Source organism: Sediminibacillus halophilus (assembly GCF_900103695.1).
In the GTDB taxonomy this organism is placed as follows: domain Bacteria; phylum Bacillota; class Bacilli; order Bacillales; family Amphibacillaceae; genus Sediminibacillus; species Sediminibacillus halophilus.
In genome coordinates this window covers 561,256-574,795 of sequence record NZ_FNHF01000001.1, presented here as the reverse complement: position 1 = coordinate 574,795, position 13,540 = coordinate 561,256, and the positions used below count along the sequence as shown (strand labels likewise).

At 41.3% G+C, this 13,540-nt stretch carries 15 protein-coding genes; 9 read left to right on the top strand and 6 right to left on the bottom strand.

Annotated elements, in window-relative coordinates:
• Positions 1–342: 342 nt before the first annotated feature.
• The gene (locus tag BLR82_RS02940; RefSeq protein WP_074597497.1) at positions 343–969 is read right to left on the bottom strand and encodes a YktB family protein; all 627 of its coding nucleotides are present in this window, start codon (positions 967–969) and stop codon (positions 343–345) included.
• A 178-nt stretch (positions 970–1,147) separates the two neighbouring features.
• Between BLR82_RS02940 and BLR82_RS02935 the strand changes: the two genes are divergently transcribed.
• On the top strand, positions 1,148–1,333 hold the full coding sequence (locus BLR82_RS02935) for a hypothetical protein (protein WP_074597496.1): 186 nt from the start codon (positions 1,148–1,150) through the stop codon (positions 1,331–1,333).
• 380 nt (positions 1,334–1,713) lie between these two features.
• Complete coding sequence (locus BLR82_RS02930) at positions 1,714–2,517, top strand: inositol monophosphatase family protein (RefSeq protein WP_074597495.1); 804 nt, start codon at positions 1,714–1,716, stop codon at positions 2,515–2,517.
• A gap of 333 nt (positions 2,518–2,850) precedes the next feature.
• Here BLR82_RS02930 and BLR82_RS02925 read toward each other — a convergent pair whose 3' ends face one another.
• Positions 2,851–3,030, bottom strand: a complete 180-nt coding sequence (locus tag BLR82_RS02925) for a DUF5325 family protein (protein WP_074597494.1) — start codon at positions 3,028–3,030, stop codon at positions 2,851–2,853.
• A 139-nt stretch (positions 3,031–3,169) separates the two neighbouring features.
• On the opposite strand from BLR82_RS02925, the gene BLR82_RS02920 reads away from it, so the two are divergent.
• Entirely contained in the window at positions 3,170–3,520 is a 351-nt protein-coding gene (locus BLR82_RS02920; RefSeq protein ID WP_245693631.1) for a YlaH-like family protein, read from the top strand.
• A gap of 55 nt (positions 3,521–3,575) precedes the next feature.
• Here BLR82_RS02920 and BLR82_RS02915 read toward each other — a convergent pair whose 3' ends face one another.
• From BLR82_RS02915 to BLR82_RS02905, 3 genes are all read right to left on the bottom strand, one after another.
• Complete coding sequence (locus BLR82_RS02915) at positions 3,576–3,779, bottom strand: YlaI family protein (RefSeq protein WP_074597493.1); 204 nt, start codon at positions 3,777–3,779, stop codon at positions 3,576–3,578.
• Positions 3,780–3,941: 162 nt separating this feature from the next.
• Complete coding sequence (locus tag BLR82_RS02910; RefSeq protein WP_074597492.1) at positions 3,942–4,547, bottom strand: YhcN/YlaJ family sporulation lipoprotein; 606 nt, start codon at positions 4,545–4,547, stop codon at positions 3,942–3,944.
• Positions 4,548–4,968: 421 nt separating this feature from the next.
• Positions 4,969–5,463: a hypothetical protein gene (locus BLR82_RS02905; RefSeq protein ID WP_074598247.1), complete on the bottom strand. Its 495-nt coding sequence runs from the start codon at positions 5,461–5,463 to the stop codon at positions 4,969–4,971.
• A gap of 200 nt (positions 5,464–5,663) precedes the next feature.
• Between BLR82_RS02905 and BLR82_RS02900 the strand changes: the two genes are divergently transcribed.
• Complete coding sequence (locus BLR82_RS02900) at positions 5,664–5,945, top strand: Fpa/YlaN family protein (RefSeq protein ID WP_074597491.1); 282 nt, start codon at positions 5,664–5,666, stop codon at positions 5,943–5,945.
• Positions 5,946–6,134: 189 nt separating this feature from the next.
• Complete coding sequence (gene ftsW, locus BLR82_RS02895) at positions 6,135–7,337, top strand: putative lipid II flippase FtsW (RefSeq protein ID WP_074597490.1); 1,203 nt, start codon at positions 6,135–6,137, stop codon at positions 7,335–7,337.
• A gap of 97 nt (positions 7,338–7,434) precedes the next feature.
• Here the strand turns inward: ftsW and BLR82_RS02890 are convergent, their stop codons facing one another.
• Positions 7,435–8,331: a COX15/CtaA family protein gene (locus tag BLR82_RS02890; protein ID WP_139186874.1), complete on the bottom strand. Its 897-nt coding sequence runs from the start codon at positions 8,329–8,331 to the stop codon at positions 7,435–7,437.
• 518 nt (positions 8,332–8,849) lie between these two features.
• Between BLR82_RS02890 and cyoE the strand changes: the two genes are divergently transcribed.
• The 4 genes from cyoE to BLR82_RS02870 all read left to right on the top strand — a co-directional run bounded on the left by cyoE (position 8,850) and on the right by BLR82_RS02870 (position 13,538).
• On the top strand, positions 8,850–9,785 hold the full coding sequence (gene cyoE / locus BLR82_RS02885; RefSeq protein ID WP_074597489.1) for a heme o synthase: 936 nt from the start codon (positions 8,850–8,852) through the stop codon (positions 9,783–9,785).
• Positions 9,786–9,965: 180 nt separating this feature from the next.
• Entirely contained in the window at positions 9,966–11,024 is a 1,059-nt protein-coding gene (gene coxB / locus BLR82_RS02880) for a cytochrome c oxidase subunit II (RefSeq protein WP_074597488.1), read from the top strand.
• Between the two features lie 37 nt (positions 11,025–11,061).
• Entirely contained in the window at positions 11,062–12,921 is a 1,860-nt protein-coding gene (gene ctaD, locus BLR82_RS02875; RefSeq protein WP_074597487.1) for a cytochrome c oxidase subunit I, read from the top strand.
• A complete protein-coding gene (locus tag BLR82_RS02870) occupies positions 12,921–13,538 on the top strand; it encodes a cytochrome (ubi)quinol oxidase subunit III (RefSeq protein ID WP_074597486.1) in 618 nt (205 codons plus the stop codon). Before ctaD ends, BLR82_RS02870 begins: the two co-directional genes overlap by 1 nt.
• The last annotated feature ends 2 nt before the right edge of the window (positions 13,539–13,540 follow it).

Below are 13,540 nucleotides of genomic sequence, written 5' to 3'. Positions count from 1 at the left end.
TGTAAATTCCATTTCTTTAGCATGTGGAAATCAGACCTTGAAAATGTAGCGAAGGCAAGATACGGAGACTTATACAGATGTAAACTCCGCAAGAAAGTGGTTGGTACTTTCTGAGGAAGTCGAAGCCGTGCCGGGGGAAAACGAAGTTTCTTGCAGGAGTAGAACGTCGCATGATTCAAATAAGAAGGGTAGAACGGTTTACTTTTGTCTAATCAAAAAAACCGAACGAATTGGAATCGTTCGGTTTTTATCTTGGTTACGATGCTTTTGTCGTCCCAGTTTCTTTGTTTTCTCTTTTGTAACTCACCATAGATAACTATCATTACGTAAAACGCCCTTTGCTCACTCTATTTCGGATGATGAAATAGCAACCCTATAAAAAGGCAAGAGGGTTTCGCAGGTCTGTTTTACTTCATTCATGAATTCATCCCCATCTTTAGCTGTTGAACTGGCAGGATTTATATGTTTCCCAACTAGAAATTCAGCCTTTTTCACATCCCTGAATCTAATGAGATTTTCCTCACTTAGATCGGAAATCGGCATTGCCGACTTCTTGGTGTGGTCAAGAGAGACTACAAAATCTTCTGGGAGCTGTTTCAAAGCATCGTAGTTGCTCAGGAGTCTTTTGGCTATCGCCTGTTTTTCTGGAAGCTCATAAATAAGTGCCAACCATATAAACACATGATCATCAAACAACCCAACTTGAAAATGCGGGTGTTTCTTATATCCTCTTTTGTTAGCGGCTACAGCCAGCCAGGTATCTGCTGGTGGATTGACAGATCTTCGGGCATGTTGCGCTATATGTAAGAACATTTCGTTCCCTAGTTGTGCGGCGAGATGCTCAGTCAACTCATTTCCGATAAGTTGAAACTTTGGTTGGATGCGTTCTCTTATCGCTTCCATTCTGGCATCCAATCCTTCGATATCAAAAGTAGCAAAATCCTCATTCGTAAAACCGTTAAAATCCATGTTTAGCTCTTCCTTCCATTATATTGCTATATTTATTTTACCATAGGAATCAGGCAGAACAAACGGAACAGCCTGTGTTTAACGGGATGGTCAGAGGGGTAATAAAAAATTAACAAAACGTAAAAGATGAATAGCAGGATAAAAAACGACCATAAATAATCAAAGGGAAGGGGATAAAATGAAATACGTAATGGAAGCAATTAAAAAGCGAGAGGCTGAAGAAAAGCTCCCGGTAATAAAATTGGAAATCGATTATGAACTAATTACCTTGTACGACGCGATGAAAGATAATGACCAGAGAGCAATGGAAATTTCCAAACAACGATTGAATGAATTACGCCGGGAAATGCTGGCGCTGTCTTAAAAGGAATGAGCTTATGCTCGTTCTTTTTTATAGGGATTTTTTAGATTGTTTTTTGTCCATCAAGATACCCTGAGATAAATTTTTGCTTTTCAAGCAGGAAATCAGTTTGGTTTTCCTCTTGTTTTATTCCGGTAAAAGATAAAGGAACGGATGCTTAGGAGGTGTGGTAGACTTTTATCTTTTAGAATAAATGGTGGGAAGCTATACCCTTAGGAAAGCGTAAAATAGATTGAAGCATTCGCTTGTTTGGAGGTCGAGAAAGACAGTGGATTACTCTGGCAATTCGGTGTTTTTTTCTTTAGAATAAAGGAATATATACGGTGTGGACATCCCCGGCCCTTAGGCAGCATAGGGTAAATATGAAAAAAGGTGTGTTAGTTATGAAGCAAGAAGATAGACAAAAGTTATTTGACACGGCAAAACAGTGGGTACTTGAAGCAGGAGAAAAGATACGGACAGCGATAGATGAACCGTTAAGGATTGATACGAAATCCAATTCAAATGATTTAGTAACACATATGGACCAGGAGACGGAGCGTTTTTTCACAGAGAAAATCAGAAGGGAATTCCCTGGTCATTCTATACTTAGCGAGGAAGGTTTTGGAGACAATCTAGATAGTGATAAAGGGGTCATCTGGATAATCGATCCTATTGATGGAACAATGAATTTTGTCCATCAAAAAAGGAATTTTGCCATTTCCATTGGAATTTACCAAGACGGGATTGGAGAAATCGGCTTGATTTACAATGTAATGGATGATGTGCTTTATGCCGCACAGCGAGGAGAAGGGGCATACAGGAATGAAAAAAAACTTCCACAGTTAAAGCGTGAACTTCCACTAGAAGAAGCGATTATAATTCTTAATAATTTTTGGACATGCCCTAATCATAAAATAGAAGAAACCAAAATACAGTCGCTCGTTAAAAAAGTCAGAGGAACGAGGTCTTATGGTTCCGCAGCACTGGAACTTGCCTATGTGGCCGAAGGGATAGCTGACTGTTACTTGACCATGAAACTAGCGCCATGGGATATTGCCGGTGGAATGGTTTTAGTCAATGAAGTTGGCGGGCTGACAACAAGAGCTGATGGTAGTCCAATCAATATACTGGAACAAAACACCCTTCTATCCTGCAATACGGACATCCAACAGAAATTAGTGGAGGAATATATCGAGCTAAAATGACCTCGTGGGCTGCTCCTACGTGAATAAGCTTAAGCTGTCCTTAGATTAAGGAGACGAAGAATATTTTCATTACGCATACTCTACTCACTCTACAGGAGCATCCGCTTTACCACTTATGCAGAAGTTCTACTGCATTAAGAACCGGGACCCTGTTAATCAAGGAAATCGAACGACATATTATTACTCCTTTGCTCTTGAAAATTTTTGTAAGGTAAGTTTTTTCTATGAAACGTTCCCAAAAGCATAAAAAATCATCAGCAATCTACCATATGCTGATGATTTCTTTTTATCCGTTCCTAACGGAATTTTCCTCTTTGAGTATGGTTACTTGAGTCAGGAAAACGTCTGCCTGCTCCGTTTTCTCGCCAGCCCGAGTCCCATCAACAGAAAGCCTGCCAGAATAAACAAAACCATCCACAAATAGTTTCGGAACCCGATAGCAACCCCCGCTGCTACGAAACTTGCTATAACCAACACAGCCAACAGCAGCATCGGTAACTGTATCTTTTTCATGACTTTCACCCCTAATCTTCTACTATTCAGTATAACGGAATTTCCTGTAATTGAAAATAATCTTTTCTTGTGCTAGCACAGCGAATGATGTTCTAGTATGATAGATAACGAATTGATTCGGAAAGAAGGAGTGAAAAAGGTGGAGGAAACAAATGAAGCAATCGATATAGGAAATAACTTGCCTATTGTCGATTTTCTGTTTAACACAGCGGCAAATGGCGATCTCCTTGTTGGTTTTCTTTTGTTGTATTTGACGATTGGCATCCTGCTGGCGATATGTTATAAATTGGGATTTGCAAGAAAACTTCCATTGCTCAAATCCTTGATTGTCTATATCTTTTTATTTATCGGAGCTTTTATCATTGCGATGCTCGGTCTTAAACTTCCGATGGCAGAGTGTCTGGTCATTATAGCATTGGTACTTGGGATTTATCGTTTCCGGCTGGCTCAAGACCGAAAACGAAGGAATAATCAAATGGAAAACAATTAAAAAAAGAAGGGACGAACCTGCTGCCATTGGAGCGGTTCTTCCCTTCTTTTTTGTATTATATCAGGCTGTTTTTTTTCTTCTTCTCTTTGTATAACTTGAAATTTCCCGTGGCATGTCGCTTATTTGTGTTCTTTTCCACTCTGTCGTAGCAAGTTTTACAAATATACATATGAATTCGGCGGTTGCGCAACCTTTTTGCCTGCAAACAGTTGCTGTCTATATTTTCAATGATGTCACATAAGACACATTTTACTTTCATACTATTATCACCTCACGGTAATTCTTTCTCCCATTGTAACATAGGCGAGGGACATACATCTAATCCTTTTTCCGAATAAACTGGCTAAACAGAAAAAGACGTGCGCGTAAAAAAGAGGTTTATCCTCCAGATGCTAGATGATAAACCTCGTTTCGATAATCATTATTGATTTTTTTGTTGATTAGACTGGTCATTCTCGATATCGTCTAATTCCTGCTGGTCATTTTCTGGTATTACTTCTTTGTTTTGATCAGGTTCTTCAGGCTGATCATCATTGATAGGGATTTCTGGCATATACCTGCCGACTACTGCGGAGAGCTCATCGACAAAACCTTGGACAGGATGGCCCTGTTGAATTTTGTCAGCCATGTGCCTGATTCGTTCCATTCCATCGGCATCTGCTATGACAACTGCTGTTTTTCCGTATGGATCGTGATGGAGCGCTTCTGCCACGGAGTATTTAATGGTACTAACACGCGAACGATCTAAATCCTTGTCTACATCTATTCCGACTACTGCATAGGGACCAGCTACTACTGAGGATGCATCATTTACGTTTGGGACATCAGCAGCCAATCTTGCTAAGTGATCTGCTATTTCTTGATTCGTGTAGTTTTTTTGCTGTCCGTCTCCGGGATCAGAGTTTTCCACTTGAATGGTCGGATCCTGGTTCTGTTGATCAGGCAAGCTTTCTTCCTGTTGACAGCCAATCAAAAACAGTCCCAACGATAAAACACTTGCACACAGGAAAATAACTCGTGTAAACATAAGGGCACTCCTCCTTTTACTCCTATCATTTCAATTCTTGCTCAGTTTATGCACGGGAAGGAGGAAAAGCGGCATGATTTGGAACCTTATAAGGTTCAACTGTTTTCTGAAAAATAAGGGAGTTCATTCCAGATACTTTATCAAAGCTTAAGAGGAATTGCAGAAGTAAACCGGTTGAAGACAAAAAAAGTTAGTAAGGAAGAATACAAGCGCAAGAGAATCCCCCGTGAGGAAGGAGTAGGGAGACTTTTCAGAACAAGATTCCGTTAAGGCTCACCTACCGTCCGCGGAAGGAGTGCTACATCATCCATGGTGGATAAGCTCTCGTCATTTTAACGAAGGTTGTTGCGAGGCAATTCTTACAACTGATCGATATAAAAAGCCAGCGTGAAACGAAATTCTTTTGTTTCATTTCGATCGCTCATTCGATAATTATCTTGGTTACTCCTTTAATTGGTTCATCACGATTAGAGCCATCACCAAAATAAACATGAACCGGACCATTCTCTTTAACCGGTTTTCCGTTTTCGGCAAATAAAAATAATGAATCTTTTAAAAGCGGTAAAGAAATAATTTCCTCCTTGCTGTCTAAAACGAGTCTAGCCTGGCTTGCATCTGATTCTATTTCTGCCGTTTTGAGAAAATCTTTGATGGGCATGAGATACGTTCCCTTCAAAATTTGTTCTTTCTCGAATCGATTGATGCTTCTATTTACTGGCGGCTTACTGCTTTGCTGGGTGACTTCGCGCTCCCAGCGAGTTGAAGCCCGCTTCAATGCCTCTTCTGAGTCTTCCTCAAGTAAGCCCGTCGAATCGATAAAGGCATTTTCCATTTCTATTTTTCGATCGTCAAAAATCCACACAGTGGGATCCAAAGTGATTTGATAATGTACTTTTCCCGTAAGCTGGACAATCATTTGTACCAGTCCCTTTCTATCTCTAAAATAGTATTCGTTTACAAGAATAGCAGACTTGGTGTTGAATTTCATCTATTCCGGAGGTTGTACCCCTAGTTAAATTAATTTCGAAAAAGAAGATATTTCTGTTCTTACCTTGCATTTTTTTCGGACAACAGCTAATATAAATAGAAGAGAGTCTGTTAAACGGAGGGGATTTTGTGATACCTGAAGTGGCTGTTAGCAATCGTGATAAAGCCTATGCCCTTCTAGAGGCTGATGCAAATAAAATATTGAAATTGATTAAAGTACAAATGGATAACCTGACGATGCCTCAGTGTCCTTTATATGAAGAGGTTTTAGATACGCAAATGTTTGGTTTGTCGCGTGAAATTGATTTTGCAGTCCGGTTGAAACTGGTCAGCGAGGAAGACGGCAAAGCATTGCTGGAAAATCTCGAAAGACAATTGAACGTGTTGCATGAAGCAGCTCAAAAATCGTAGAGAAGGACAGCCGAATTCTGTCCCTTTGAGAAAACCTTTGCCAAAATCCGGCAGGGTTTTTTTGTTACTCGTACAAAACTATGCAGCTGTACCTATATATAATCATTCTACCCTATGGTATATTTTATATAACTGTGAAACTAGGATATAAGGGATTTGATTATCAATACATAGTTAGGAGTCATCACATTGAAACAGAAATGGAAAGATTTAGATTTCACGCTTTTTATAACCCCGTTGCTATTGACTGCATTCGGTATTGTGATGATTTACAGTGCCAGTATGGTAATTGCAGTTATTAAAAATGACGTACCAAGCAATTATTTCATGGTTCGGCAGCTGATGTGGTTCGGACTTGGCTTTGTTTTTTATCTGTTTTGCAGCATGTTTGCATACCGGCATTACCAAAAGCTTATCAAGCCGATGATTATTATGATATTTCTGTTGTTGGTGGCTGTGCTTTTTTTTGGTGATGAAGTAAACAATGCTAAGTCATGGCTGGTTTTGGGGCCGTTCAGACTTCAGCCTGCTGAATTGGCAAAGCTTGGACTAATCATTTACCTGGCGTCGGCATATTCTAAAAAACAGCAGTATATAGACGATTTTTTCAAAGCAGTACTACCGCCTCTAGTCATGACAGGAATGATATTGGTGTTGATTATCAAACAGCCGGATATTGGTACTGCGGCAATTATTCTAATGATAGCTGCCACAGTAATATTCAGCTCGGGTATAAAATTCCGCCATCTTTTCCTTTTGGGTGGCGCTGTTATCGTCATTGTCGGATTGGCAGCAACCAAAATGGTTACTCCTGAACGAATTTCCCGATTTACTGGAGCTTATCAGCCGTTTGATGATCCTGATTTGAATGGCTTCCATCTTATTCAGTCCTATTTAGCGATTGGAACAGGGGGAATAACGGGGCAGGGGCTTGGGCAAGGTATCCAAAAGCTCGGGTATCTTCCCGAACCCCACACGGATTTCATCATGGCAGTGATTGCTGAGGAATTAGGCTTCCTTGGCGTGATTGTTGTCCTTGGAATGCTTGCAGCAATTGTCCTTCGCGGATTGTACATCGCGAATCAATGCAGGGATAGTTTTGGTTCTCTATTGGCTATCGGTATTTCTTCCATGATTGGTATCCAGGCATTTATTAATCTCGGTGCTATTAGCGGGCTCTTACCGATAACCGGAGTGACATTGCCGTTTGTCAGTTACGGAGGTTCCTCCTTGCTGATCCTGTTGATTTCCACAGGAATACTCAACAATATCGCAAAATCTGTTCGGGCAAATGAACAACGGATGACAAAAGAAACGATACCGGATGAAATAGAATCCGAAAAAAACAAAAGAGCACTAAGACAGCGCAGGTCTTGGTCTCAATTGCAGTAAGCAGTATCCTATACATGTTGTAAACATACATGACTAATCGAAAAAGCACCCTTTTCTATTCAAGAAAGGGTGCTTTTCGTGTTTTGCCATATTGCGTTCAACTTTCGAATTTAGCGCTCCGGGAAGAGAGCAGGATAAAATAGCTGAGAACGCCAAAATAAATAGAAATGATTAATGCGTGAAATAGTGCAGCAGTCAAATTGACCATACTGAAAATCACGATTGCTCCCAGTGCAACCTGGGTGATCATCAGGAGAGATGCTGTAACCCATCCCCAGAGCATAACTCGATTATGTTTATAACGGCGGTAAATCTTAACCATTAAGTATAATGTCCAAACAAATGCCAAACCTGCAGCCAATCTGTGCCCCATTTGAATCCATTGGGTAAAGTGAAATTCAAGGGCGAGAGGTGTACGATTATCACAAAATGGCCAGCTCGGGCATGCCAGGCTTGCATGAGCGTGCCGCACCAGTGCTCCCGTATAAACCACTAACAAAATATAAATGAATAATCCGTAGAAGTGTCGGCGAATTCCTTTTTCGATGATCAGAGAACGTGCATCGAACTTCTGATCAATTTCAAAAATCAGCAAAGTAAGTAAAAACACTGCCGCAAAGGAAATCAACGAAATCCCGAAATGCATGGCAAGGACGAAATCGGACTGGGACCACAATACAGCAGCCGCACCGATCAAACCTTGTAGTACTAAAAAGAAAATGGAAACAAAAGATAGAAACTTCACTTCTCTGATATGGCCGACAAATTTCCAGGAGAGAACCGATAACAGCAGTACTATGATTCCGGCTGCTCCAGAGACAAGACGATGACTTAATTCAATGATCAATTCTGCGGAAAGCTCGCCTTCGCAAATGGGCCAGTTTGCTCCACAGCCCATCCCTGAACCAGTTTTGGTTACCAGTGCACCTCCAAGCAGAACAAGTATCATGGTAATCGTAGCTATGATAGATAAACTTTTAAGGAACTTAACCAAGGTTCCACCTCACAATCTTAGTGGAAAAGTTTTTTTAGGCTGTCAATCAGCCGAACAGATAACACGTCCAAACATACAAAGGTTATACTACCATGTTTGACGGCTATTTTCACTATAAAAAAATCAAAAAAAGCCTTGCATTGTTGATATTTGTTTGCTAGAAATAAATATGAGGATTTGATGGTCTTATTTATCGACGCCGTAAGAGTTGATTCGACCGCAGTTTCGGCTCTTCCATATTAATTAAAGGCTTCTGTGCCTTTAATTTTATTTTGTCCTTTCGTTCACAAAATTGTCATTCTTTCTTTTGGCAAAAAGCCGGTTTTACGGCGTTTAGTTAAATAGATGGAAAATCAAATCCGTGATACAATATGGATATAACCTGCGTAGTTGTTAAAAATAGGTTATACTAACAACATTGACGATCAACCACATTTTTAAAGAGATGAAAGCTTCTGAAAGCTTTTTATCCAGGCGTTTGATTGTAAAGGGAGCTGGAAGGAGGGTTGTAGGCTAGAATGAATAAAGTAGAAGCAACTTCTTCTCATGTAATAGGGAAGACAGACAGCGAAGATAAGTCTGCTCTCTGGGCGGATATAATGGCTCTCATTAAAGTAGGTATCATAAATTCCAATTTGATCACTGCTTTTGCCGGATTCTGGCTGGCGCTGTATTTTACTGGAGGTATTCTGTCGGATTATTGGGGTAAATTGATATTAATGGTGGCTGGGACGGCTTTGTTGATTGCCGGAGGCTGCATACTAAATAATTATTACGACCGAGATATCGATCCAATCATGAAACGGACGAAAAATCGTCCAACTGTTACTGGAAGCATCCCTTTGAAAGTAATTCTTGCAATGGGGATTTTAACTTCATTGGCCGGCGCTGTGCTCTTGTCGTTCACGACTATGGAAGCTGCCTTGATTGGAGCATTTGGGTGGTTTGCCTATGTTGTTCTGTACACGATGTGGACAAAAAGAAGGTACACAATCAACACCGCTGTCGGCAGTTTGTCAGGTGCGGTGCCGCCGGTGATCGGGTGGGCAGCAGTTGATCCAAGCCCGCATGCTGCGGCTTTTATTTTGTTTTTGATCATGTTTCTATGGCAGACGCCGCATTTTCTGGCGTTGGCCATAAAAAAATGTAAAGAATATAAAGCGGCAGGCATACCGATGCTTCCGGCCGTTCACGGGTTTGCCATTACCAGAAGACAAATGGTTATCTACGTAGCTTGTTTATTACCATTGCCTTTTTACTTATTCTCATTGGGCAAGGTATTTCTGATCATTGCCGGGTTGTTGAATGCAGGCTGGCTGATTTTGGGCATAAGCGGCTTTTTTATGAAGAATAGCAGGAAATGGGCAAACCTCATGTTTGTTTATTCTTTGAATTATTTGATGATACTATTTGTAACCATGGTATTAGTAACGCTTCCGGGTGTTGTTAATTAATTTAGAATACGTTTGAAAAGTTCAGATAAATGGCAGGTTGATTCGGCTTGTTCGTACCTTGGCTTCAAATGTGTTACGGTAGATTTAACAAGCCGTCCTGCTTACATACTAACGAACTTATACCTGTGTATTCTAATTATTTAAATAAAAGGACACAAGAGAAAGAGAGGTATCATTCGAATGAAAGGTTGGATGGGAAAGTTCCGGGCACTCGGTATATTCGGTTTCTTGATGCTTGTACTTACAGGCTGTGGAAAAGAAAATCTAAGTGCCTTAACACCTAAAGGTTATGGATCCAAAGCTGCCTTGAACCTTATCAATATTTCTTTAGGCGTCATGATATTTGTGTTTATCGTCGTAATGGTGATTTATGCAATTGTCATTGTTCGATTTAGAAAGAAAAAAGGAAGAGAGGATTACATTCCACCGCAAACAGAGGGGAACAAAGCGTTGGAAGTGATTTGGACCGTTATCCCTATTATTTTACTTGTCATCATTGCGATTCCTACTGTTGCTATTACGTTTGACTTGGCAGACGAAAGCGCTGCAGATGAATCTTTGAACGTAAATGTAACTGGTAACCAGTTCTGGTGGCATTTTAATTATGAAGGGCAAGAAATTCAAACAAGCCAGGACTTATATATCCCTACTGGTGAAAAAGTGTATTTGAATATGAAAACCAGTGATGTACTTCACTCTTTCTGGGTGCCAGCACTCTCCGGTAAAATGGATTTGCATCCGGAAAACGAAAACACCATGTATATTCAGGCAGATGAAGAAGGAGTATACGATGGAAAATGTGCGGAGTTTTGTGGTACATCCCATTCATTGATGGACTTTAAAGTAATCGCTGTAAGTCCTGAAGAATTCGACCAATGGGTGGAAGATATGCAAAATGTGGATCCGGAAGCACAACCGGAAACAGCTGACGCTCAAGAAGGTCAACAATTGTTCCAGGATAACAGCTGTATCGGCTGTCATGCGATTGGCGCATCTCCAGCTGCCACTGGGCCGAACCTGACGAACTTTGGTGACCGTACAACCTTGGCGGGTGTGAATGAACACACCAAAGATAACATTGTTGATTGGATCATGGATCCAGAAAGCATGAAACCAGGCAACAAAATGGCAGATGCCAATTATGATGTCAGCCGGGAAGAAGCAGAAAAAATCGCTGACTATTTACTACAATTACAACCATCGGATATTACTCCTGAAAGTGCAGAGACAAACGAGTAAAAAAAGGGATGGAAGAGGTTAAGGGAGGTTTAAAAGCGTGAGTACTGCAGTTGCGCAAAAAAAAGGCTTCGGCGCATTTATCTGGGATTACTTAACCACTGTCGACCATAAAAAAATTGCCCATTTATATTTAGTGGCTGGTGGTTTGTTTTTCCTGGTAGGTGGACTGGAAGCATTAATGATCCGTATTCAGCTAATAAAACCAGATAATGATTTTGTTAGCGCTGGCTTTTATAATGAGTTATTGACAATGCACGGAACGACCATGATATTTCTGGCAGCAATGCCGTTAATATTCGCTATCTTGAATGCTGTTGTTCCATTACAAATAGGAGCCAGGGACGTGGCATTCCCGTTTTTGAATTCATTGGGTTTTTGGCTGTTTTTGTTTGGCGGCCTTATTCTTAACTGCGGCTGGTTCCTCGGAGGAGCTCCCGACGCAGGATGGACTGCCTATGCACCACTGTCAGCTGTGTCGCCAGGGCACGGTGTGGACTTTTACGTATTAGGCTTGCAAATATCCGGTGCAGGGACATTGATTGGCGGCATTAACTTCCTTGTCACCATCATCAATATGCGTGCACCAGGAATGACTTACATGCGGATGCCGCTATTCACTTGGACAGCACTTGTAACAAGCACATTGATTTTGTTTGCATTTCCGGCATTGACAGTCGGCTTGTTTCTGTTAATGTTCGATCGTTTATTCGGTGCAGGATTCTTCAATGCTTCGATGGGCGGTAACTCGGTCATTTGGGAGCACTTATTCTGGATATTCGGACATCCGGAAGTGTACATTTTGATACTCCCTGCATTCGGGGTATTTAGTGATGTACTATCGACGTTCTCGAAAAAACGATTGTTCGGTTATACAGCAATGGTGTTTGCGACCACACTGATTGGTTTTCTAGGATTCATGGTTTGGGCGCATCATATGTTTGCAACCGGTCTAGGACCTGCTGCCAACTCTATTTTTGCGATTGCAACAATGGCTATTGCCGTTCCAACAGGTATCAAAATCTTTAACTGGTTGTTCACCTTATGGGGGGGAACCATAACCATCAATTCTGCCATGTTATGGGCGTTAGGGTTTATTCCTTCGTTTACCATTGGCGGGACGACAGGTGTCATGTTGGCGGCCGCAGCAGCAGACTATCAGTACCATGATACGTATTTCGTTGTTGCCCACTTCCATTATGTCATTGTCGGCGGGGTAGTGTTTGGCCTGTTCGCTGCCATGCATTACTGGTGGCCGAAAATGTTTGGTAAAATTCTTAATGAAACATTGGGACAAATTACATTCTGGACATTCTTTGCCGGTTTCCATTTAACATTCTTTATTCAGCACTTCCTCGGTCTGATGGGAATGCCTCGTCGTTACTGGACATTCTTGCCGGGGCAGCACTTAGATACAGGAAACCTGGTGAGCAGTATCGGTGCGTTTTTTATGGCGTTCGGTGCTATCGTGTTTGTCATCAATGTCATTTATACGTCTGTGAAAGCACCGAAAGTAAGTGGGGATCCATGGGACGGACGAACGCTGGAATGGTCGATTCCATCGCCACCGCCTCATTACAACTTTAAACAGACCCCATTGGTACGTGGACTTGATCCTTTATGGATTGAAAAAATGGAGGGACGAAAAGGCATCACTCCAGCAGAGCCGCTGGATGACATTCATATGCCGAATCCATCTATTCTGCCATTTATTATGTCGCTTGGATTGTTCATCGCCGGATTTGGATTTATTTATCAAGTCGACAATTTGTCCTACCTATGGTTAGTCATTCTTGGCATGGGTATTACACTTGGATGCATGTTGACCAGATCGGTGAAAGACGACCTTGGACACCATATCCATAAAGAAGATTTAGAAGAAGAGGGGGCTGAACAATAATGAGTGATCAAACATTGAATCCGGAAACTATGCCGGAACAGCCCGAAAGAGCTACCCTGGAAGGAAAGAACAAATTTCTAGGGTTCTGGTTTTTCCTAGGTGGAGAAACTGTTTTGTTCGCAAGTTTGTTTGGTACTTACTTAGCATTGAGAAATTCGACTAATGATGGACCAGGTTCCGAGGAACTATTTGGTCTGGAATTAGTATTTGTTATGACCATGCTACTTCTAACCAGCTCACTTACCAGTGTTTATGCAATGTACCATATGAAAAATAACAGTTTCGGCAAGATGCAATTATGGCTTGGAGTCACTGTTCTTCTGGGACTTGGTTTCCTGGGCTGTGAGCTTTTCGAGTTTTATCACTACATCCATGGTGAAGGTTTTACTCTTCGTTCCTCTGCATTCGGTTCGGCTTTCTACACACTGGTCGGATTCCATGGAGGACACGTGACGTTCGGTTTATTATGGATCATAGCCTTGATGGTCCGGAATGCAAAACGAGGACTGAACTTATACAATGCACCAAAATTCTATATTGCCAGCCTGTATTGGCACTTTATCGATGTTGTATGGGTGTTTATCTTCACAGTTGTTTATCTGATGGGGGTGATCTAAGC